Origin of the sequence: Echinicola pacifica DSM 19836 (genome assembly GCF_000373245.1) — a bacterium.
Taxonomy (GTDB): Bacteria; Bacteroidota; Bacteroidia; order Cytophagales; family Cyclobacteriaceae; genus Echinicola; species Echinicola pacifica.
Genome location: NZ_KB890755.1, coordinates 362,117 through 386,320, shown reverse-complemented (window position 1 = coordinate 386,320; position 24,204 = coordinate 362,117). Strand labels below are relative to the sequence as shown.

Here is a 24,204-nt window from a genome sequence, read left to right as displayed (position 1 = left end):
TTCGCTACGCTCGAAAGGTGTTTTTCCTGAGCGACGAGTCCCCGTTATTTCTATGAAAGTACTCATTTATAATAAGCCTATAGTTCTGGCAATAGATCCTTTGATTGAGGTTTACCATAAAAAAAGGAGCTAAGATAAGGTTAGCTCCTTTTTGATAATGGCATTCATCCGTTAAAAGAAACCTAGCTTATTCTTATCGTAGGAGATCAGCATATTCTTATTTTGACGGTAATGATTTAGCATCATCAGGTGATTTTCTCTACCAAATCCTGACTTTTTGAAGCCGCCAAATGGGGCATGAGCGGGATAATTATGGTAGCAATTCACCCATACCCGACCTGCTTTGATCGCACGGGGAACCTGGTAGGCTTCGTGGGTGTCTCTGGTCCATACTCCAGCGCCTAGTCCATAGAGGGTATCATTGGAGATGGAGATGGCATCATCCACGTCCTTGAAGGAGGTGACCGAGCATACCGGGCCAAAGATTTCCTCCTGGAAGACCCGCATTTTATTATGGCCTTCGAGCAGTGTAGGCTGCACATAATAGCCATTTTCCAGACCATTATTGAGTTGGGCGGCATTTCCTCCGGTGAGGACTTTAGCACCTTCCTGCTTGCCGATATCGATATAGTTGAGGATTTTCTCAAACTGATCTTTGGAGGCCTGTGCCCCCATCATGGTATTTTTGTCTAGGGGATGTCCCATCTGAATGGCCTCTACACGTGCCACCACTTTTTCCATAAAGGCATCATAGATTTTTTCATGAACCAGTATTCTACTTGGGCAGGTACATACTTCGCCTTGGTTCAGGGCAAACATCGCGGCACCTTCTAGGCATTTGTCCAGAAAGGCATCGTCCTCGTCCATTATGGAAGGGAAAAATACATTGGGGGATTTCCCGCCCAGCTCCATGGTGACGGGATTGAGGTTTTCGGAGGCATATTGCATGATCAATCGACCGGTGGTAGTTTCTCCGGTAAAGGCCACCTTGTCCACCCGTGGGGATTGTGCAAGCGGCTTCCCGGCTTCAGGCCCAAAGCCGTTGACCACATTGAGTACGCCATCAGGGATCAGGTCACCGATGGTCTCCATCAATATCATGATAGAAGCAGGCGTCTGTTCGGCGGGTTTCACCACGGTGCAGCAGCCTGCCGCCAATGCTGGAGCGATCTTCCAGGTGGCCATCAGCATGGGGAAATTCCAAGGGATGATCTGCCCGACTATGCCGATAGGCTCCTTGATATTCATGGATACCGTATGCTGGTCCAGCTCGGAGACGCTACCTTCCTCTGCACGGATGACTCCGGCGAAGTATTGGAAGTGATCGACCACCAATGCTAAATCGGCATTGATGGTCTCTCTTACTGGTTTACCATTATCAATGGTCTCTACGGCTGCTAGATATTCCAGTTTTTCTTCGATGCGGTCAGCGACTTTTAATAGGATATTGCTCCGCTCTGTGGCCGAGGTGCGGCTCCAGGAAGGGAATGCACGGTGCGCAGCGTCCAGCGCCAGCTCAATATCGGCGGCTTTGCCTCGAGCCACCTTGGTGAATACCTGCCCGTCCACCGGACTGATAACGTCAAAATACTCTCCTCCCACAGGGGCGACAAATTTCCCGCCGATATAGTTGTCATAGTGACTTTTGAATTTGGGGCGGTCTATTAGGGTTCTAGGTGTTTCTTGGGTTGCTGTACTCATCTTTAAATGATTTTTAATGGTTGAATCCTCAAGTTCTTCATTATTTAATAGATCCATCTTCAGGATCGTACCATTAAGTAGCACAATAGTCTCAATCTTCAGCGGGCCTTGTGCCTCCGCTTGTTTTTATGTAGATTATACCTCGGTTTCCTCCTTGGGCCTGTAGCTTATAAGATTAGATAAAGGCCCTGGGCTTAGGACGATAATTATTGGTGAGAAAAGGCTAAGTCCAATGAAATCCAATTACCTTAAGTGATCTATAAGGCGTACAGATAGAGGGGGATCGATTTTAAGGTAAGTTCCTTTTGGCGCAGCATCCTCAATGGCTTTGCTTTACGATGTTTAGAGTGATGCAGAGTTTATAAGCCTGCGGGCCGTATCAAGCCAATTCTTTTTAGGGTTCAGGCAACTTCCTGAAGATTATACGTTATAAAATCAGGAGTTTTTGAGTATTGATCAGGCCTTATTTGCAAGCGCAACATCAAGACTATATATTAAGAACAGTACCTAATTTGAAAGGCTATATCAACCTAGCCGAGGGGCTTCAAGACTGCTTGATCAGTCCTTGGATTTTTGGAATTGAGGAATGAAGGAGGTTTGATTTTGCCTGGCAGAAATAAAGCATAAACCCAGATAATACCGACCCATATGCTCGACGCAATTAATATCAAAGAGAAATACAAGATCTTCAGCAGTCCTACTGTGGAAGTGGAACATCGGACCGCTCATCAGGCGGATCATGCGGTGCTGAATCTGTACGAAACTCGCCGCTATGCTTACCAGTATGACCTCCAGTTTGACAATCCCGTAATCGTCAGCATGATCCAGGGGAGGAAGGTCATGCACCTGAAAAAGCAGGATCCATTTGAGTTTTTGCCAGGTCAATCCATTGTGATGCCCGCCTCAGAACTGATGCATATCGATTTTCCGGAGGCCTCCGCGGAGCTCCCCACCCAATGCTTAGCTTTGGAAATTAGTGAGGGATTTGTTTGGGATACTCTGGCCTGGCTTAATGAATACTTCCCCAAATTGGATAATGGGGAATGGGCCTGGTCCAAGGATAATTTTGCCCTTTTGAATGATAAGCCGGTGCAGCAAAACCTCAATGCGCTTATCAGGGTGATGGTGGACAATGATTTTGGTAAGCAGCTAAAGGCCTCTAATACCACGCGGGAGCTGATCGTAAGCCTGATGCAGACACAGGCACGGTATTATCTGCTGGAGAATATGGATAAGCTAAGCACCAAAAACCGTCTGGCGCATGTGGTGAAGTATATACGCCAAAATCTCCATAGGCCACTTTCTGCCGACTACCTCGCCAGTCAGGCCTGTCTATCAAGGGCGCAGTTTTTTAGGGCCTTTCAGCGGGAATTGGGAGAGACTCCGGTAAGGTTTATCAATCAGGAAAGATTGGCAAAAGCCAAGAAGCTAATGCAATTTGGTCATCTGTCTGCCACAGAGGCCTGCTATGAAAGTGGGTTTAGCAGCGTCAATTATTTTTCGCGGGTCTTCCGTCAGTTTGAAGGAATCTCCCCGACAGAGTGGAAACAGGGTTTGATGCACTAATTTCTGTTCACTAAAAAAAGCAAAAAATAAGGGCCAGTAAATACAGTTACCGGCCCTATCTATCATTATAATTTCCTTAAAAACATCTATTTCGAGTCCTGCTGCATCTGCCTCAATGATTTTTTTCCAGATTAGGAGATTCCGAAGGGTGCTGACTGGCGCTTTGGCAGGCAGGGTGTTTAGACTTCGATAAGTGTTAGTCGATATCTACCATTTTGCCTGTTTTCACAGACTCATTGCAGGCAAAGGCCACTTTGAGGCTGTTTAGGGCATCTTCGAGATGCTGGCTGAGGTCAATATCCTCCTTGATTGCCTCCAGGAAATAGACTTGCTCCCGCTGACAGAGTTCATCATGGCTGGGTTCATCAGTCATTTCCAGCCATTCGTCAGGTTTGGTGAATTGATTTTCAGCATTGATGGCGGCGTGGTGGATTTTGATTGATTCGGTTTTGGTATGGTCATCCACGGAGTCGGATTTACCGGCAGATCCTGCCTCTTTGGCCACGATGGAAGCGGCCCCTTTTGGTCCAAAGACGTCTTTGATAAAGAAGGCCGTCTCGCTCACCATAGGTCCCCATCCTGCCTCATACCAGCCAATGGACCCGTCGGAGAAGGTGATCTGCAGTTGTCCGTAATTATAATTGCCCGCAGGGATATCCTCGGTCAATCTCGCACCGATGGCACTTACCCGAATGGGTCTGGCGCCAGTCATCTGGCACATCACGTCTATATAATGCACGCCGCAGTCTACGATAGGGCTAAGGCTTTTCATCAGATTTCGGTGGACGTCCCACATTCTGCCATGGCTTTGCTGGTTGAGGTTCATGCGCATGACGAGGGGCTTGCCTAGGCTTTGGGCGATTTCGGTAAACTTCATCCAGCTAGGGTGGTGGCGAAGGATATAGCCCACCACCACTTTTTTATTAGCCTTTTGGGCGGCGGCGATTATTCGCTCAGAGCCTGCTATGCTGTCTGCGAGGGGTTTTTCTATAAAGACATGGCAGCCAGCTTCCAGAGCTAGCAGGGCATAAGCCTCATGGGTGTCCGGGTAGGTGCTGATACATACTGCATCTGGCTGGCAGCTCTTCAGGGCCGTTTCATACTGGTCAAACAAGGGGTAATCAGCCTGCAAAGATTGGTTGAGGCTCAGCTTGCTATCGCCGCGGGCCACCAATCCGCATATCTCAAAACCTTCCAGCTGATGATAGGCCTTGGCATGTGCCGCTCCCATATTTCCGCAACCTACCACCAGGATTTTAATTTTTTGAGTCATAGTTTATGTATTCACTAGGTTAAATTCAAATATACTAAATCGGTTAAGGATTTTTTTAATTCTCCAAGGGATAATGCTGCGCAAAGAATGAGGCCAGGCGGAATCGGAGCTCCTTGTATTGGGGAGGGATCTTGCAGGAGTATTGGCCCAGGGCCAAGGTGAAAATAAGAGCCGATGATATTATTTTCCAATTAAATATTGGCTTTAAGTGAAGCAGGTACTGAAATATTTCAAATTATTCTATAAATTAAAGAATGATTATTTTGTTAATGGGCGTATCCGGTTCAGGAAAGACGACAATAGGTAGATTGCTCAGTGATCAGACGAGCCTTCCTTTTTATGATGCAGACGATTTTCACCCTTCCCAGAATGTGGAGAAGATGAAAAACGGCATTCCGCTGGATGATGATGATAGAAAACCATGGCTGGAAACGCTTGCAGCGGAGATGGCCTTATGGGAGGAGAATGGAGGGGCTATTTTGGCTTGTTCGGCACTAAAGGAGCAGTATAGAAAGGTTCTTGCTGCAAATGGAGCATTGATTTATTGGTTTTTTCTGAAGGGAAGTGCAGACTTGATTAGTCAGCGAATGGCACAGAGGGAAGGGCATTATATGCCTGCCTCGCTACTGTCTTCTCAAATGAACACCCTGGAAGTCCCCCGGTATGCCGAAATTATTTCTATCGAACAACAACCTGAAAAAATAGCAAACGACATTATGAGTAAACTCGAAAACACCAAAGCAGTATCATCTTTTGGAATTATAGGTATGGGCGTGATGGGCAGCAGCCTGGCCCTAAATATGGCAGATAAGAATATCAAGATTTCTATTTATAACCGTACCCTGGAAGGGGTGGAGGAGGATGTTGCCAAAAAGCTGGTGGATGCCCATCCCGAAGTGGAGGGGATATTGCCTTTTGATAATTTGGAGAGGTTTGTAGAATCTATCGCTCAGCCACGAAAGATCCTCATGATGATCCCTGCCGGGGCGGTCATCGATCAGCAGATCGCCCGTTTATTGTCATTTGTGGATAAGGGGGATGTGATTATAGATGGAGGAAATTCATTTTTTGAGGACAGCAATAAGCGCATGCAATACCTCCAAAATCAGAACATTCACTTTTTGGGGATGGGGATCAGTGGAGGCCGAGAAGGCGCCCTGCAAGGCCCTTCCCTTATGCCGGGAGGATCCAAGGAAGGATATGAACTGGCAAGACCCTATCTGGAGAAAATCGCCGGGGTGGATACCAGTGGTAAGCCATGCCTGCACTATATAGGGCCTCAGGGCGCCGGACATTTTGTCAAAATGGTGCATAATAGTATAGAGTATGGAGAGATTCAGGTCTTGGCAGAAATATACAGCCTCATGCGCTTCGGGATAGGAATGAGTTCCGACAAAATCGTGGAGCGGATGAAAATATGGGCCAAGGATGGCGCTGACAGCTATCTGTTGAATGCGACTATAGAGATCCTATCCCAAAAAGAAGGTGGCGAGCTGCTGCTGGACCAGGTGCAGGATATCGCCGGACAGACGGGTACCGGACGCTGGGCAGTAAGTACTGCCGCCAAACATGGGGTGCCTTATGCTCCACTCACCGCAGCGGTGACCGCCAGAATGATCTCCACGCATAAACAACGAAGAACGTACCTCGCTCACAAACTTCCGCGGCAGATCGGTGAAGTGCAGGTGGAAGAAATTATAGAAAGCTTGCAGGAAGCCTACTCCATGTCTCGCTGGGTCATCCATGAAATTGGCTTCAGCCTGATCAAAAAAGTAAGTGAGGATGAAAAGTGGGACCTGAATATGAGCGCTATTGCCAGAGGCTGGACCAATGGCTCCATCATCAAATCCTCCCTTATGGAAGGCCTCGCCGAAGTGTTTACAGAATCCGACAGCCTATTTACCTCCAATGCCTTCCAGGCAAGGCTCCAGCATGGGGCTGGAGAACTGGCAAATGTAATCGGCCAAGGCCTCAAAGCAGGTATTGCCATGCCGGTAATGTCTGCTGCGATCAACTATTATTATGCAGTGAGCACCGAGGATTCTACCGCCAACCTGGTACAGTCGCTGAGAGATTATTTTGGTGAACATGGATGCCTGAAAGTCGGAGATGATACAGGTACGAAACACCTTAACTTCTTCCGCAAGGACTAATCAGGATATCATAAGTATATAAACAAAATTCCCTAAGGAGAACAGGCTAGTCCTTGTTCTCCTTTATTGGGTAAAATGGGGTGCTCAGTGTTCTCAGCACCCTTCTGTAGGGGAAGGAAGCTCAGGGTTTTACCAGAATTGCTTTTGAGCGGAGCGACAAAATAATGCTGAATAATAAGGCCTGAGGCCTCCCGACGGATGAAAGCCCTCCAGAATGGGAATAATAATCGCAGGAGGGCTGGACTAGGGAGTAGGAATAAAACTGATAAAACGACAAATGAAGATAGCAGCAATAGATATAGGGACCAATTCTATACATATGGTCATCGCCGAGATTGGCCAAAGGGAGACGATCAAGGTGTTGATAGACGAAAAGGAGATGGTGAAATTAGGGGTGGGGGTATTTGCCACCAACCGGCTTTCGGCAGAGGCTTTTGAGCGTGGCGTTGAGGTCATCCGTCGTTATGTGCAGCTCGCGGATCAGTATGGGGTGGATGAGATCATTGCTGCCGCCACCAGTGCGACTCGGGAAGCCAAGAATGGCGGGGAGTTTTTGGGGCGGGTAGCAGAGGAGACGGGGGTGACTCCGCAGGTGATCTCAGGAAAAGAGGAGGCGCGACTGATCTTTTTGGCGGTGCGCAGGGCCATTGCTTTTGGGTCTGAGCGAATATTAGTATTGGATATTGGCGGAGGAAGTACCGAGGCGACGGTGGGGGATCAGGAGGATATATTTTTCAAGAAAAGTATAAAGCTCGGGGTCTTACGACTGCTGGATATGGTAGGTGGGAAAGATCTCCTGGACAAGTCGGAGGTCCAGCATCTGGACGAGCAGATTACCTTGGCGGCCAGGGATATCATGAAGTCGGCCGTAAAGGCAGGCTTTGACAAGGTCATCGGAACATCTGGGACCATCAGGGCGCTGGGCGAAGCGGCTCATCTCGCTGAAAATGGCGCTTCCCTAAGCACTGTAAATGCCGAGACGGTAAGCTTAAAAGGCCTGAAGAAAATCACCAAAAAGCTGCTGGAGCTGCCTGCGGAGGAGCGGACCGGCATCCCCGGCATCAGCGCCAATAGAGTGGATGCCATCCACCTAGGGGCTTTGCTGCTGGTAAGACTCCTGGAGCTGGCAAAGGCCAAGGAAATCACGCTATGCGATGCCTCCTTGCGGGAGGGGCTGATCCTTGGGTACCTGGAAAATAAAGGCGAAAAGCTGGAGAGGGCCAATCTCAGCGGGGATTTGCGAGAAAGAAGCGTTTTAGGTTTAGCAGTAAAATACAAATCAGATATTGAGCAGAAGCGCCATGTTTCCTTTTTGGCAAGACGGCTTTTCGATCAAATGCAGGATCAGCACCAGCTTGGCGATACCGAGCGTGACTTGCTGGATTTTGCAGGGTATATCTATGAAGTGGGGCATTTTATTGGTTTTCCCAGCTATCATAAGCACTCCCGGTACATCATCGCTCACTCGCGGCTAAGGGGATTTACGAATGAGGAAATCATCCTGCTGGGCCAGATCGTGCGCTACCATCGTAAGTCGGGGCCACGCAAGAGTCATAAGAAATATAAGAAACTCCCCAAAGCGAAGAGAACGCTGGTTCAGGTGCTCGCTGGAATCCTACGGATCGCCATAGGCCTGGACAAAACCCGCAATCAATGGGTGGAAGACCTGGAGGTCAGCCTAAAGGATACGGTATTAAGCATTCATGTGAAAGGGGAAGAAAACCCCAGTTTGGAGATTTGGGAAGCGATGCGGAACCGTTTCGTTCTGGAAAAAGCCCTGAATAAAGACATCGTGATCAGCGCAAAGTACAGTCCTGTTCCAGCGTAGGGATATTGATTTCCTCGAGGAAATCTCCATTATTACGGAGCTTGATGCCCGTAAGGCAAAAGCCGCGGTAAGCCCCTGTATCCACATTCCAGTGCTGACTGGCCGTGGTGAAGGAGGCTTTGCCGTCTGCCTGCGGGGTGTGCCCTATGACCTGGATTTTAGGGATTTTTTTTAGCTTCTTGCGGTTCCACAGTATGCCATCCGGATGGTGGACATCATAGACATTGCAGTCCGCCTTGCTGATGCCCGCATGAGAGGCAAAGATATGGTCGTTTTCCCATTTTAGCGGGCTATTTCTCAGCCAGGGCAGCAGGCTGTCCAGGTCGATATCGTGTTTCTTAAACTCATCCATGGTCTTCTGCCCCCCATTGAATAGCCAGGTGCCGCCGATTTTTCCGTTTTCAAGATGATCAATGAGCATTTGCTCGTGATTGCCGCGGATAAAGCTGGCATTTTCTGGATACTTTTGCTGTATTTCCTGCACCCTCCGGATGACTTCCACAGGGAAGTTTCCCCGGTCTATAAGGTCGCCGACCTGGACTAGGTATTCTGTTTCTGGATTCCAATGTTCCAGTAAAGCTTCAAATGTATGATAGCATCCATGGACGTCTCCTATAAAAAAGAGCTGCATAATGGTGAGTTTTAAGTGGGTTAAACAGGGTGTGAGTTGGTGAATTCTCCCAGAAAAAGCCATTTCCGTAAGCTTTTCCAAACTAAATTTACAGATTTACTTTAGTAGGAAAAAATAAGAACCAGTAAATATTTACAATTGAAAATAGCCTTTAACAGAAAAAAAATAGGCTTATAAGCGGTTATAGGCTTTGTCTGAGCCTTTAATATCGTCATTTCTCTGAAAAATCCACTTGGGAAGAATTATAGTATTGCTCCTAAAGCATATGGTAACTTATACCTACTGCCTAATACTCTCCACCCACCACCACGTTCCAGGCGCGTACCTCCCAGCTGCTCACCACCGAGTGGAGGACGTAAGGGTCGTTTTTTGCAAAATCCTCGGGAATAGTGGAGTCCTCCGCCTTGAAAATTAGTACGGCCTTATCCGCAGGATCCATCAATGCCCCCGCCATAAGCAGAAGACCTTGCGCCTGATAATGCTTCACATGGTCCAGATGTGCCGCCCTGAAGGCCTCACGGCGCAGCATATAATCAGGAGCAGTCTGATAGCTAAGAATATAATAAGTCATCGTTTGTAGAAAATTATTTCTCCCATACCAAAGGAAAGAAGAAAATCTCAGTTTTTCGATGGGGGCTTTCTATAATCGATAGCCCATTCCCTAAAATCACCGCACTAAAGTGGATCTATCAGCAGGCTGCGAAGCAAAATTCCAGGCTTAATCAAAGGTATTCTTTCCTTCTAGCAATAAGTCATTAGGGAAATATTGCCAAGAGGATAGGGGGAGCATCATTCAACCGAAATAGGTATTAGGTATTATAAACTTTCATTGATAATAAATAATACCAGCAGGACCAAGAGGATGGCGCCGAGCAGGTTCCAGAAATAATAGTCTTTTTCTTTCCACATACGAAAGGTAGAAGTGCGTAGGAGGGCATATTCCTCCTTGTCCGTCAGGTAATAAAAGCCAAGGACGATAAAGGGAAGAGCCAGGGAAAGGACCTTGCCGAAAAGAATTAAGGGCCAAATCAAAAGGAGGCCAAAGAAGAGAAAGATGGCTGGGCTTAGAAAGAAATAATAGAATGAGTTCTGCTGGGTCTTCCGATCCATGTCCCGGACGAAGGCCAAGCCGACCAGCAGCCCAATGGTGATATAATCTTTAAGCTTATCTGGAATCGTCCATGGCAGCCATCCGTAAAGAAGCTGATGGATGGGATAAAGGAAAGATTGATAAGAATGGATCACTTTATTAATAAGCGGCTTCCAGGCCATGATACTCTCTCCGATACTCGCCAAAGACAATGCACCAAGAATGGAGGAAAGGACTAAGTATAGTTTTTTGAACAGATTTGAGGAAGTGCTTTTGGTCAAGGCGCTGGAGGGCTGTGAAGAAAAGATAGATTCCAATGAATATAAGGTGAATTGGGCTAAATATCACTATTTATAGGGTGGAAATTACGTGGCGATAGGTCTATTCTATGATCGGGTGCCGGATCTGCCTCTTTGCGGAAATACAGAATTATCTTTTTATAAATAATGACCTACCCACCCTGATCGGCAGCATGAGCCATAGGAAGCCCATTTTTCCAGTGTTACCAAAGGCTAATTAATGGAGTCCGATTTCAGCGGAGGATTTTTAGTCTTACACTGCCTTAGACCCAATTACTTAGGCTAGAGAAATTAATTTTCATCTTCATTTTAAATTTAAAAGGGTTTAGCAAATTATTAAGCTTTAAAGTAAAAGGCAGATTTTAATTAATACAAGCCTAAAGTACAGTTAACCTCCTTGGTTGATTTAAACTATACTTTTGCTAAAGTTTTTAGAAGGCAGTTCTAGTGAGCGGTTTAACCCTGCAATTATTGTAACTTATATAGATATCCAACACCTATAATTTTATGGAATCAAATCTACGATTATCAAAAGTCAAATATGCCACGGCATGTCTGACGCTATGGGCAGGGCTGAGTGCGAGCTCATCCCATTCAATGGCTGGAAGTACTGATTTCGCTACCGGATTTAGCGGTATTTCTACGGATGTGCTCCCGGTGAGACAGGTAGTTTCCGGGACTGTTACTGATGAGGAAGGATTGTCATTACCTGGCGCCACGATTCGTGTCAAGGGATCCACCGCAGGAACAGTAACGGATCTTGACGGAGAATTTTCCCTAGATGTGCCCGATGGGGCCGTTCTACAGATTTCATTTGTAGGCTATATCATGCAGGAAATTCCCGTAAATGGCCGCTCGACTGTAAATGTACAGTTGAAGCAAGATGCCACACAGCTGGATGAGATGGTCGTGGTGGGTTATGGTACCCAAAAGCGATCAGATATCACCGGAGCAATCGGTTCGGTAAAAAGTGGGGAGTTTAACAAAGGGGTGATCTCCAATCCCGTGGATCTCTTGCAAGGCAAAATGGCCGGTGTCAACATCACTTCTACAAGTGGTGAGCCGGGAGCCAACCAAAATGTGATCATTAGAGGGATCGGAAGCTTACGCTCAGGGACGCAGCCGCTGTATGTGCTGGATGGCTTCCTGCTTGACAATTCTGATACGGGGATCGCCTCCAATCCGCTGAACTTTCTGAATCCGAATGATATCGCGGGCATTGATGTGCTAAAAGATGCCAGTGCCACGGCACTATATGGCTCCAGAGCCTCCAATGGGGTGGTAGTAATTACCACCAAAAAAGGGAAGACCGGCACCAGTCAAATAAACTTCTCCGCTTCCACTGCCTGGTCCTCCATGGCCAATAAAATAGATGTGTTTGGGGCGGATGAGTTTCGTACGCAAGTCGTGGAAGCCGGTGGTGCTTTAGAGGATTTCGATGGAAATACCGATTGGCAGGATGAGCTGACGCAAGTTGGTTTTTCTCAAAATTATAACCTTTCCATGAGCGGAGCCAATACGGAGAAGTTCTCCTATTTCGCATCCATGGGCTATCAGGATCAGGAAGGTATCCTAAAGAACAGTGAGCTGAAGCGCTATTCAGGGAAGTTGAATATGAGCCAAAAGGCCTTTGAAGGCAAGCTGAAGATTGACTATAACCTGACGGCCTCGCATACCGAAAACCTACGTCCGAGCATCACATCCACGATCAGTGATATGCTAAGCCTAAACCCTACGGTGCCGGCCTATACGGATGGCCAGCCTACGCTGCTAAATACCAATGCGCTGAACCCACTGAAAAGGTACGAGCTATACAGTGATGATGCTGCCAATAACCGTATCCTTGGGACCATAGCGCCATCCTTCGAGATCATCGATGGCCTTACCTATAAGCTGAATCTAGGCGTGGATTATTCATCCACCAATCGCTACCAACAATATAAGCCTTATACACAGGTGATCAACGAGTCCAATATTTCTGATGGCACCCTGGATGTGGGGATTAGTTCAAATACCAATAAACTGGTAGAAAATACCTTGACCTATAATTGGAACAATTACTTGCATAATGTGACCGTCCTGGGAGGGCATTCCTATCAGACTTTCCTGGATGAATATCGACTGACGTCATACAGGGGGTTTGCGGACAATAATATTGAGCCAAGATACCAGGATCAAAATAGTACCAGTGAATATCCTACCACGGTAAGTTCCTCCGCAGTGAAGAACGAGCTGCAATCTTTCTTCGGTAGGGTAAACTATACCTATGGGGACAAATATCTTTTTACCGCCACCTTTAGAGCGGATGGGTCTTCGAAGTTTGGTGAGAACAATAAGTACGGTTATTTCCCGTCTTTTGCGGCAGGCTGGAACCTGAGCAAGGAGGATTTTATAGACAATTCAGTTTTCAATAACCTGAAGTTAAGAGCCAGCTGGGGTAAGACAGGGAACCAGGAAATCCCTTCAAAGATCACCAAAGCCAGTTATTCTGAGGACCGACTTTCTGAGGGATCAGGAAGCCTTAACACCTACCCAATAGATACTGATGCCACCTCTCTGGATGGCTATCCATACGGGATCGTCTTCACGCGACTTGCCAATCCGGACCTGCAATGGGAAGTGTCCACCCAGGTGGATTTTGGGCTTGATTTCGCCTTCTTAGATCATCGACTGACCGGTACCCTTGATTATTTCAATAAGGTATCTTCCAATATCCTGCTCGAAGTGGTGCCTTCTGATCCTGTGGAGCCTACCTCTACTTACTGGGACAATATCAAGGATATGAAAATCCATAATAGCGGTATAGAGCTAGGCTTGGAGTACGCCAGCCGTGTGCATAATGATTTTTCCTACTCTATCGGAGGCAATATTACCTTGATCAAAAATGAGGTAAAAGATTCTCCCTATTCGGTGCTGACGACTGGGTCTGCTCAGGGAGCAGGTCAGACGGGAGCCACCATCAACGGCTATATCAATGGTGAGCCTATTGGCGCATTCTATATGCTGGAATTTGATGGGATCAACGAGAACGGCCTGAACATGTTTAAGGACATCAATGGCGATGGACAGGTGCTGGACAATGACCGTGCGGTGGTGGGAAGTGCCATCCCTAAGGTGATCTACGGGATGCATATGAACTTCAATTATAAGGCATTTGATTTGGGATTGAATTTTAATGGTTCTGGTGGAAATAAAGTGTACAATCACACGACCATGTCCATCTTCACCAAAGCCCAACTCGCAAGATCCAATAATACCACCGACTTTGCGACGCAGTTTCCTGAGGAGTCCTTCAATAATTCCAATACGGTATCCACGCGCTTCCTAGAAGACGGATCCTATTTCAGGTTAAACAACGCCACCTTAGGCTATAACCTGGATTCCAAACTCATCGGACTAGGAGATGCTTTTCAGAACATCCGCTTGTCGCTGACCGGTCAAAACCTGTTTGTGATCTCCAACTATTCGGGCTTCGATCCGGAGGTAAATACCGGCTCCACCTCAGGAGGGATTCAGACTTTTGGGATCGACCGATTTACTTACCCAAGGGCAAGAACCTTCTCCATCAACCTGAATTTGACTTTCTAATAAGAATTTGATGATTGATCAATCAAATAAAAATAGTAATCCAATGAAAAACAGCAAAATAAATATATCACTAGCGATAGCTGCATTTTTGTTTGCTTTCCTAAGCTGTACCACCCTCGATGAAGAGGTGCTCGATGAGTCATTGACTGGTACAGGGCAAGCAGAGGTGGTCAGTGGATCCATAGCTCCTGTGTATGGGATGCTGCGCCAGGTATGGATGCACACCGTAAATTTTGGTCTGCAGGAAGTGGCCTCCGATGAGGGGATACTCCCGTATCGTGGCGGTACCGATTGGTTTGATGGTGGCAAGTTTATAGCCATCCACCAGCACCTGATGACTCCAAGCAATAGCCTCGTGGGCGACACCTGGACCTATATCACCCTCACCCTTTCACGGACCGTACTGGCCGAGGAGAGGCTGCAGATCGAGGTGGATATGGGCAATGCAAGCGCTCAAGATCCGCTATATGAGATGGTGGCCATGAAGGCTTACCTAAATATGCTGGCCTTGGACAACTGGGGTTTGGTATTCAAAAAAGACAATTCGGATCAAATCTCAGAGATCCTTAGAGGTCAGGAGGCGATCAGCTACCTGGAAGGTGAGCTGCTGTCCGTGGTGGATGTGATCAATACCGACAAAGGCCCCGGGCGGATGAACCGCTTCGCCGTACAGGCATTACTCGCTCGACTGTACCTGAATGCTGCCGTCTATCGTGATCCTTACGGCACGCCGGACTTCAGATCGGAGGATATGGAGAAGGTCATCCAATACACCAGCACCATCATCGATGGCCCATATACCCTGTCTCCGGAATACTTTGACTTGTTCAGTGATGATAATAATATCAACGCAGAAATTATATTTTCCCTGGACCAAAGAGGTGTGCTCCAGACCGAGCATAGCCGATGGGCCTACTGGTCACTATCAGGGGATCAAATCCCAAGACCAGAGTCTCCAAGTACCCGAGGCACCGATGCGGTGGCAGCGACCCCGGATTTCTTCCAGGCCTGGGTAGATGCCTATGGATCTGTGGATCCTGCGGATGCTGATGCGAGATTCTTTAAGGAGAATACCATAATCCCTGACGAGCTGAGAGACCTCACCAACGTCAACCCCAACAACGATTCAGAGCATTATTACTGTGTGGAAGCCACGGAATTTGAGATAGACAGAGGGATACTCCGTGATATCATCTGGGGTCCACGTAAAGATGGCAGCGGTAATATCATGACCTGTGAAGATGGGACGGTAAGAATTTACCCAGTCATCAACAAAAGAAGCAGCGGTGCCGATATCAAATATGTGGATCACAGCCTCAAGGTGGACTTCAGTACCGAGGGAAGCTTGCACAATGCTGGCTACAGATTCTCCAAATACCAGTTTAGCCATACCGCCCCCAACTGCTGCTCCAACAGCAGTGTGGACCTCGTGCTCATCCGTCTGGGAGAGATCTACCTGATGCGGGCAGAAGCCAAGCTAAGGACAGGCGATAAAGCCGGCGCTCTAGCCGACGTGAATACCCTAAGGACCTCCCGCTCTGCCCGTCCTGCCCAAGTGCCGGCAGCTCTGGCAAGCATAGACCTGGACATCCTGTTTAGAGAAACCGGCTTTGAGCTCTACTGGGAAGGCTTCCGAAGAAATTATCAAATACGTTTTGGCAAATACGAAGACAGCTGGACGGAGAAGACCGACGCAGACGTAAACAAGCGCCTATTCCCCATCCCCCAAAAGGCCATAGACGGAGCCTCCAGCGAAGCAGGCTTCCTCAGCCAAAACCCCGGCTACTAAAAGCCACAATCCCCTTACACTTTAACTAAACCTCAAAAGCCGATGGACCCCCATCGGCTTTTTTTGGTTTTTTGGGGGGCTAGGGGTTAAGAAGGTAGGTGAATGTGAAAAGTTGGTAGGGTTTGGTAGGTGGATGAGAAATTCACTTTGCCTTCAAATTCGCCCTTAGGTGGCCATACCAGAAAATGTACCAATCCTGGTAAGCTTTAAATCACCTCCCCATACAAGAAGGGTTTACCTACAAGCTTTACACAAGTGGCTTGCAAGGTTAAACCTTTATTCCCAAGCTAGATTTTGGCTATTATTACCTATTTCACCTAAAAAATACCCTAAATAGGGTATTGTAGATGAAAATTGTATTGGATAATTTTAAGGATCACTGAATAGACCAAATAACAATAGTATTTATGATGATCGAGGCAATAAAACCAGGTCCAAAACCAAAAAAGAAGGATGGCACCCTTGATAAAAGAAGAAGAGACAATAAGGATACATCAGGGAACAAACCTTCTTTAAAACCGAGCAAATCAACTAAATAAGGGGAGGGCATCTAGTCCTGTCAATTTCCAATTAAAACACTTAGAGTCCACTTGTTGGGATCGATAAAATCTTTAAAGTGGTCATTGCAGAAACCCAGCACCCTGTGGACCACCTCAATATAGAGGTAATAGGATAGGGAGTGATGTAACCAGAAGTGTTGGGCCTCATAAGAACAAAATTTAAAGAATGACTGAACTTAAACAAAACATTATTTCCATTAGACCAAGAGAAAATAGTGGTTCATCATCTTCAAACAGATTTGATTTTCAAAAAGATTGGGCGATTTGTAAATTGTTGGAACTACATTCAAAACCAGAAGATTACCTTTTGACATTAGAGCATCATGATGACATTATAATTTTTGATTCATCTTCAGACCCAACTAAAATTTCGTTCTATCAAGTAAAGACTAACAAAAAGAATCATTGGACATTAAACGAATTAATTAAGCAAAAAAAAGGTAAAACAGCCCTTCTTAATTCACCCCTTGGAAAGCTCTTCGATCACATAATCAAATTTGGCGATAATGTTGAGTCATTAAATTTCATTACTAATAACAAGGTTAAAGGTGTATTAGCGGATAGCAGTAAATGTGAGGACACTTCTGGGTTTTGTGTGTCAGAATTGAGAAATACAGAGCTTAATGAAATTATAGATGCACTAAAAAGTGAACATTCTTTAAATGATTTAAAAGACTTTCAAAAGATTACTTTTTTCAAACTTGGAGAGCTTGATATTGATAAACACTCTGATTTAGCTAAGGCTAGAATTGTTGATTTTTTAGACAAAAACTTCTCCGACTTAAGCTACAAGATTGCTCCTTTGTACAAATCAATTTTTGACGAAATCAAAATGAAAACTGATTATGAAAAATCTGTTACAAATTTTGAAGAGTTAAAAGCAAGGAAATCGATAAGTCGCAGTGATTTTGATAAATACATAAAAGAATTGGAGAGTTCAAACTCTATACCTAACACCACTTTATCTATTGAAAATAGGTTAAATACTGAGAATGTAAATTTTCAAGCTGTTCAGTCTTTTAAGGCACAATCAAGAATTTATGAACTTAAAAAAATGTCCTATAACGACAAGGCATTTAAGAAGATTGAAGCTCAAATTCGAAAGACGAAATCTGAATTGATTTTTGCTGAAAATTCAAGTCTGTTAGACTGTCAAAAGCAAATTATTACTGAATTAAACACTACAAAGCTTGCGAGTAATAGTCTCAATAAAGACTTAATTGCAACTATGGTCTTATACATTATCTATGAATAAAGGGAATTTTAAACAACTGGTTAGAACCCTAAGAAATTGGAAAAATGAAGGAGTTCAAATTAAAGAGAATGCTACTATTGTCTCTAAAAGAAGACAAGGCACGAGAAGTAAAATTCAACAGCAAAAGAACGATAATTCTGGGAAGAAATAGTACAGGTAAATCTTGTTTATTAAAATCTATATATCAAACTTTTGGCGCTGAACCACAGAACCTTCATCCTAATTGGAGAGATGCGAATGTGATTTCATTAATTGAATTTTCTATAGAAGATGAAACTCTGTATATCTTAAGAAATGGCAAGAATTTCAGCATATTTGATAATAAAGAAAATCAATTAAAAGCTTTTAGCAAGGTTTCAGAGTTAGCAGAATATTTTACTTCGCTCTTTGATTTTAAAATTCAGTTACCTAACAAAAAAGGTGAAATAGTTGCACCTCCACCTGCATACTTGTTATTGCCTTACTATGCCGACCAAGATAAAAGTTGGACAGCAAACTGGTCATCATTCTCTAGACTATACCTTCCTAATGCTAAAACAAGTATTGTAAATTATCATACGGGGATTCGACCTAATAAATTTTACGAAGCGAAAAATGAATTAAGCTTAGTAAATATTGGAATATTAGAAATAGATAAAGATTTGTCAATTGTAAGGAGCTTACTCAAAAACTTAAAGGAAAAATTATCTAAGATTGATTTCAATATTGATATCGAAGATTTTCAAATTCAAATAACTGAATTGCTTGTAAACTGTGAAGTCTTGAACAAGTCTCAAAATCAGTTAAAACATGATTTAACCCATCTTTACAATCAAAAAATTAACTTAGAATCCCAATTAATCATTACTCAAAGGGCTTTAAGTGAAACAAATAGAGATTATGAGTTTGCTGTAAATAATTTAGAGGAGGTTGTTTCTTGCCCAAGCTGTGGAGCAGACTATGAAAATAATTTCTCAGAACGTTTTGGAATTGCTAAAGATGAACAAAGGTGTTTAGATTTAATTATAGAATTAAAAGATGAGTTGTCAGTTGTTAAGTCTAAGATTGAAAAAACTAACAGCAAATTTTCGACAAATAATAAAACTATAGTTGATATTCAAAAACAGTTAGAAAGTAAAAGGGAGAAAGTAAAGCTCAAAGATGTCATTGAAAGTGAGGGTAAAAAAGAAATAAGAAAATTGTTCGAAAGCGAGATTAAAGAGTATGAAGAAGAACTCAAATCAAAACTATTGTTACAAAAACAATATGAAGCAGATGTTAAAAGTTTTGAAGACCGAAAAAGATCAAATAGGATTAAATCAGATTATAGAGAATTAATGTCTCGCTTTTTGAAAAAGCTTAATGTTCATTCATTATCGGAAAAATACTATTCAAGAATTGATGCAAGCATTAAGGAGTCAGGTAGCGCTATGCCAAGGGCATTAATGGCTTACTACTATAGCATCCTGCATACAATACGAAAAGAAGGTTCTTCCGCATTTTGTCCTATAGTAATTGACTCTCCCAATCAGCAGGGCCAAGACAGTGAGAATTTACCTATTCTGATAGACTTCATTTTATCGCAGCAACCAAAAGACTCCCAACTTATACTTGCACTTGAGGAACTTCCAGATTCTGCTGAGTTAGAAAAAAATGACATAATTGAATTGACTGAAGAACGAAGCCTTTTGCTTAAGGAGCAGTTTGAGAAAGTATTTAACGAAATGAAGCCTTATTTTGAATCTATAATTAATGAAAACGAGGCACAACAAAATGTATAGTGCATACCCTTCGGGATACGCACCATACACAAACGTTGGCAATAATTTAAAAAAAAATCATCGAATTTCAATGAAAAAAATATTTATATTAATTTTAGTAAATATAAATCTATCTCTTTATTCTCAGGAGAAAAAGATTGAAATTCAAGAATATAAATATTTAATAGATTCAATTTATTTGTAACCGTCCGACAAACCCCATATTGATATAGGCATTCTGAATACCTAATGGATATTCCGGACAATACTGACCCCTGTTCCGGTCATATTGACCCCTCTAAAAATGGGTTTGGTACTATAATCTGTTAGGCTGACAATTTTACATTTTTTTTCTGAGACTTTCTCCCTTAAGCTCTATTCTGTAAGAGGAGTGTACCAATCTGTCAAGAATGGCATCGGCAATAGTTTCTTCGCCAATTATATCGTACCAACTCGAAACGGGCAGCTGACTGACGATTACGGTTGATTTCTTCCCGTGCCTGTCCTCTATCATTTCCATAAAATCTATTCTCTGTTGCTGTTCCAGGTGTGTCAGCCCAAAATCGTCCATGATCAGCAGATCTGTCTTGGCCAGTTTGTCAAAGAACTTCATCACTGTCCCTTCCAGCCTGGCCATCTTGGTTTTAAGCATCAGTTTCTGTGTATTGAAGTAAGCGGCTTTAAATCCCAGAATACAGGCCTGGTGTCCCAGTGCGGAAGCCATATAGCTTTTTCCGCACCCTGTTGCCCCGGTAATCAGGACTGATTCCCCTTTATTGATGAACTCTCCTGTTGCAAGTGTGGTGAGAAGCACATCGTCAAGACCTCTTACCTCGTCCAGTTTGAGCTCCTCTATAGAAGCTTTATACCTGAATGCCGCATTGGTTTCAAGTCTTTTGAATCTTCTGTTATCCCTTTCAAGCTCTTCGGCCTGCAGCAACAGTTCAAGACCCTCAGCGAGTGAGAGGCTTTGGTTTTTTCTTGTTTCGATAATTGCCGTCCATGTTTTGGACATGCCGTGCAGCTTGAGTCTGGCAAGCTGCGATTGGATCTGGTTTGTCATAGTTGTTAAAATTTAATCGCTTGTTGGTTACTGTAATATGATTTTCCCCTTANATTCTGGTGTTTGGGCAGCGCTGTACTGCTGTTTTGGACAGATTCGTCTTCCATATGGTTTTCTAGTATGTTTTTGATGAATTTGTAGGAGAATATCCCGTTCTCCATAGCCGTTTTACATGCTTTTTCCAAAGCTTCTGTATCTGATTTTCTTGCAAGGGCAAGCAGTCCGTCANGCGGCCATTGTATTATTTACCGCGAGTAGATTTATATTTACCGCACTGATGAAATATGTACGTCCAAGCCTGCTGATGGCCTTGTCGGCGATCGGCGCGATCTGCTTGACGCTGGTGGTGATCCTNGCTGGTGGNATGGTAGGCGCAATAGCCTTNGTATGTGTATCGGGCTGTATGTCGCTTATGTTCCCGACGATCTATGGCCTAGCAGCCGAAGGCTTAGGTCAGGATACGAAGCTTGGCGGCTCGGGCCTAATCATGGCGATCCTCGGAGGAGCAGTGTTCCCGGTGATCCAGGGGTACGTTTCGGATAGTCTGGATAGCATCCACTTGTCCTTCTTCATCCCGATCTGCTGCTATATGGTGGTGGTAGCCTATGGCTTCTATCATTATAAGCATAAGAAGGAAATCCCAGCTATGGCTTCCCATGGATAATTAATCCAGGATTTGATTAAAAGTGGAGGAAAAGTGGAGGATAAGCTAATCGCTGAGAGGACTTCTCAGGACCAGAAAACTTGATTTGCCTCGTAAGAGGCGTGAAATAGGAATAGTAAATTAAAAATATACCCACGGATCTACTAGTACGATAAGGACTAAAGGGTCTGTATTAAACCTTAAAAACGAAGAAATAATGAAGATTTTAACCTGTAATGAGCCAGGGACTTTTGAATATGGAGAGGTAGAAAAACCGACTTTGGAGCCTGGCAAGGCGATCATAAAAATAAGAAGGATAGGCATCTGTGGCACTGACCTGCATGCTTTTGAGGGAACGCAGCCATTTTTCAATTATCCACGGGTGCTGGGCCATGAGCTGTCGGGCGAGCTAGTGGAGGTGGATGGAGCGGAAGGCTTTGCTCCGGGAGACTTGGTGACCATCATTCCTTATTTCAATTGTGGCGAATGTGTGGCTTGCAAGGCCGGCAAACCCAATTGCTGTGCAAGAATCAGTGTCTTTGGAGTGCATGAAGATGGGGGGATGAAGGAGTATATTTCGGTGCCTTCCTCTGCACTGGTAAAGCAGGAAGGGCTGAGTCTGGATGAGCTGGCCTTGGCTGAGCCGCTGGCTATTGGGGCGCATGGGGTCCGTCGTGCTGGTGTACAGCCGGGAGAGTTTGTCCTTGTAATGGGCGCGGGGCCGATTGGTCTTGGGGTGATGGAGTTTGCTCGTATTGCCGGTGGCAAGGTGATCGCGATGGATATCAATGAAGATCGACTGGCTTTTTGCCGTGAGGTGCTGGGCGTGGAGCATACCGTCAATGCTAAGGGCGATTATAGAAAGGAAATCGACGAAATCACCAAAGGAGCATTTGCAGAAAACGTGATAGACGCCACCGGAAGCTCAATCGCCATCCATAATGGCTTCGAATTGATGGCCCATGGAGGAAGATATGTTTTGGTAGGCTTGCAGAAAGGCGAAATTAAATTTAGCCATCCTGATTTTCATAAGCGTGAATCTACCCTGATGAGCAGCAGAAATGCTACCAAGGCAGATTTTGAACATGTATTGAAGGCATTGAAAGAAAAAAAGGTGAAAGCTGGCTCATATATCACGCATACCGTGGAATTTGATGAAGTAAAGGCTAACTTTACGTCTTGGCTTGATCCAAGTAATAAGGTTATCAAAGCTATGGTACACAATTAAACCCTAAATTACATCATGAAAAAAATTACCTTATTGAGCTGCTTATCGGCAGTGATTTTTATGCTTTCCTGTGGGACGAAGACCACAGAACAAGAAGAAACCAGTTCCACAGAACCTACCAAGCCAAATATCGTGGTGATCTACCTAGATGACCTCGGCTATGGCGATGTGAGTGCCTATGGAGCGACCGAACTTAATACCCCAAATATGGATATGCTCGCCAACGGCGGGGTTCGTTTTACCAACGGTTATGCCACTTCTGCGACCTGTACGCCTAGCCGATATGGCTTGCTGACGGGATCTTACCCTTGGAGAAATGAAAACGCCAGGATCCTTCCGGGTACTGCGCCGCTGCTGATCAGCACTGATCAGATGACCCTACCTAAGATGCTTAAGGAGCAGGGCTATTCTACGGGAGTCGTAGGAAAGTGGCACCTGGGCCTCGGTGAGGGCGATGCTGACTGGAATGAGCACATCAGCCCTGGACCAAATGAGGTGGGCTTTGACTATAGCTATATCATGGCAGCGACCCAGGATCGGGTACCTACCGTCTATATCGAAAATGGTGATGTGGTGAATCTTGATCCCAACGATCCCATTCAGGTGGATTATAAGAATAATTTTGAGGGAGAGCCTACCGGCAAAGATAATCCCGATCAGACGACGATGAAATGGCATCATGGCCATAATAATTCTATCGTCAACGGCATCCCAAGAATCGGTTTTATGAAAGGTGGAGAAGCCGCCAAATGGAAAGATGTGGACATGGCGGATCATTTCCTGACCACTGCCAAATCCTATGTGAAGGACCATAAAGACAGCCCGTTTTTCTTGTATTATGCGCTCCAGCAGCCTCACGTACCACGTACTCCCCACCCGAGATTTGAAGGTAAATCCGGCATGGGCCCTCGTGGTGACGTGATTTTGGAAGCCGACTGGTGCATTGGAGAATTCATCAAGACCCTCGATGAGGAAGGCATTCTGGAAAATACCATCATCGTACTATCCAGTGACAATGGCCCTGTGCTCAATGATGGCTATTATGACGACGCAGTGGAGAAACTAGGGGATCATAAGCCCGCCGGACCACTTAGAGGAGGTAAATATAGCCTTTATGAGGCAGGTACTAGGGTGCCTTTTGTGACCTATTGGAAAGGAACTATCCAGCCGACTGTGTCTGATGCGATGGTATGCCAGATGGATTTACTAAACTCCTTTGCCGATATGCTGGGAAGTACGAATATGACCACGGATGGCCAGGCCATGATGGATGTATTCCTTGGTGAAAGCAAGCAGGGAAGGGAAAATCTGGTATTGGAAGCTACTTCCCGCACCGCTTTGAGGTCAGGAGATTGGATGATGATCCCTCCTTATAAGGGAGCTGCGATCAATAAGTCCGTGAATATCGAACTGGGAAATGATGAAGATTACCAGTTGTTTAACCTGAAAGAAGACCTGGGTCAGCAGACTAACCTTGCTAAAACAAATCCTGAGAAATTGAAGGAGTTGAAAGCTACTTACGAATCCCTGGTGGGAGACTTGAAGTCAGAAGGTGGTGACCTTGAACTGAAATAAAGGCCGCTTGTCCATCACTGGACGATTAGATTCCGGTCAATAAAATTAAAAGCCTCTTCCTGAAGTTTTCGCTTCAGGAAGAGGCTTTTTTTTTAGGCTTAAAGTTGAAAAAAAAAGTATATTAAGGAAGAAATCAAAAAGAAGATAGTCATATAAGTTCATTCCAATAGCTATTAATGTGATCATAATGTATCCTTTTAGAGAGTTGCCTGATAGGCAGTTT

At 44.8% G+C, this 24,204-nt stretch carries 15 protein-coding genes; 9 read left to right on the top strand and 6 right to left on the bottom strand.

The window, feature by feature from the left end; translation table 11 throughout:
* Positions 1-171: 171 nt before the first annotated feature.
* On the bottom strand, positions 172-1,701 hold the full coding sequence (locus B050_RS0117305; RefSeq protein WP_026235983.1) for an aldehyde dehydrogenase family protein: 1,530 nt from the start codon (positions 1,699-1,701) through the stop codon (positions 172-174).
* 648 nt (positions 1,702-2,349) lie between these two features.
* Here B050_RS0117305 and B050_RS0117300 point away from each other — a divergent pair.
* Positions 2,350-3,267 (top strand): helix-turn-helix domain-containing protein, encoded by a 918-nt coding sequence (locus tag B050_RS0117300; protein WP_018475213.1) that lies wholly within the window; start codon positions 2,350-2,352, stop codon positions 3,265-3,267.
* Between the two features lie 196 nt (positions 3,268-3,463).
* Here the strand turns inward: B050_RS0117300 and B050_RS0117295 are convergent, their stop codons facing one another.
* Positions 3,464-4,540 (bottom strand): Gfo/Idh/MocA family protein, encoded by a 1,077-nt coding sequence (locus B050_RS0117295; protein WP_018475212.1) that lies wholly within the window; start codon positions 4,538-4,540, stop codon positions 3,464-3,466.
* Positions 4,541-4,794: 254 nt separating this feature from the next.
* Between B050_RS0117295 and gndA the strand changes: the two genes are divergently transcribed.
* Together gndA and B050_RS0117285 are read left to right on the top strand one after the other, a co-directional pair.
* Positions 4,795-6,693, top strand: a complete 1,899-nt coding sequence (gndA, locus tag B050_RS0117290; RefSeq protein ID WP_044202808.1) for an NADP-dependent phosphogluconate dehydrogenase — start codon at positions 4,795-4,797, stop codon at positions 6,691-6,693.
* Between the two features lie 277 nt (positions 6,694-6,970).
* Entirely contained in the window at positions 6,971-8,521 is a 1,551-nt protein-coding gene (locus B050_RS0117285; RefSeq protein WP_044202805.1) for a Ppx/GppA phosphatase family protein, read from the top strand.
* Here the strand turns inward: B050_RS0117285 and B050_RS0117280 are convergent.
* From B050_RS0117280 to B050_RS0117270, 3 genes are all read right to left on the bottom strand, one after another.
* Positions 8,490-9,152 carry a metallophosphoesterase family protein gene (locus B050_RS0117280; protein WP_018475208.1) on the bottom strand — a complete coding sequence of 221 codons (663 nt, stop codon included), beginning with the start codon at positions 9,150-9,152 and terminating at the stop codon, positions 8,490-8,492. The genes B050_RS0117285 and B050_RS0117280 overlap by 32 nt on opposite strands.
* Before the next feature lie 286 nt (positions 9,153-9,438).
* Positions 9,439-9,723, bottom strand: a complete 285-nt coding sequence (locus tag B050_RS0117275; protein WP_018475207.1) for a YciI-like protein — start codon at positions 9,721-9,723, stop codon at positions 9,439-9,441.
* A 245-nt stretch (positions 9,724-9,968) separates the two neighbouring features.
* A complete protein-coding gene (locus B050_RS0117270; RefSeq protein WP_157492871.1) occupies positions 9,969-10,559 on the bottom strand; it encodes a hypothetical protein in 591 nt (196 codons plus the stop codon).
* Between the two features lie 579 nt (positions 10,560-11,138).
* On the opposite strand from B050_RS0117270, the gene B050_RS0117260 reads away from it, so the two are divergent.
* The 4 genes from B050_RS0117260 (at position 11,139) to B050_RS0117245 (ending at position 19,493) form a co-directional block, all read left to right on the top strand.
* On the top strand, positions 11,139-14,129 hold the full coding sequence (locus B050_RS0117260) for a SusC/RagA family TonB-linked outer membrane protein (RefSeq protein WP_018475204.1): 2,991 nt from the start codon (positions 11,139-11,141) through the stop codon (positions 14,127-14,129).
* Between the two features lie 43 nt (positions 14,130-14,172).
* The gene (locus B050_RS0117255) at positions 14,173-15,918 is read left to right on the top strand and encodes a RagB/SusD family nutrient uptake outer membrane protein (RefSeq protein ID WP_026235980.1); all 1,746 of its coding nucleotides are present in this window, start codon (positions 14,173-14,175) and stop codon (positions 15,916-15,918) included.
* Between the two features lie 726 nt (positions 15,919-16,644).
* The gene (locus B050_RS0117250) at positions 16,645-17,733 is read left to right on the top strand and encodes a DUF4297 domain-containing protein (protein WP_018475202.1); all 1,089 of its coding nucleotides are present in this window, start codon (positions 16,645-16,647) and stop codon (positions 17,731-17,733) included.
* Positions 17,734-17,777: 44 nt separating this feature from the next.
* Positions 17,778-19,493 (top strand): SMC family protein, encoded by a 1,716-nt coding sequence (locus B050_RS0117245; protein ID WP_018475201.1) that lies wholly within the window; start codon positions 17,778-17,780, stop codon positions 19,491-19,493.
* A 319-nt stretch (positions 19,494-19,812) separates the two neighbouring features.
* Here B050_RS0117245 and istB read toward each other — a convergent pair whose 3' ends face one another.
* Entirely contained in the window at positions 19,813-20,535 is a 723-nt protein-coding gene (istB, locus tag B050_RS0117240; RefSeq protein ID WP_018473914.1) for an IS21-like element helper ATPase IstB, read from the bottom strand.
* 860 nt (positions 20,536-21,395) lie between these two features.
* On the opposite strand from istB, the gene B050_RS0117230 reads away from it, so the two are divergent.
* A complete protein-coding gene (locus B050_RS0117230) occupies positions 21,396-22,406 on the top strand; it encodes a zinc-binding alcohol dehydrogenase family protein (RefSeq protein WP_018475199.1) in 1,011 nt (336 codons plus the stop codon).
* Positions 22,407-22,421: 15 nt separating this feature from the next.
* Positions 22,422-23,981, top strand: a complete 1,560-nt coding sequence (locus tag B050_RS0117225; RefSeq protein WP_018475198.1) for a sulfatase family protein — start codon at positions 22,422-22,424, stop codon at positions 23,979-23,981.
* Positions 23,982-24,204 lie beyond the last annotated feature (223 nt).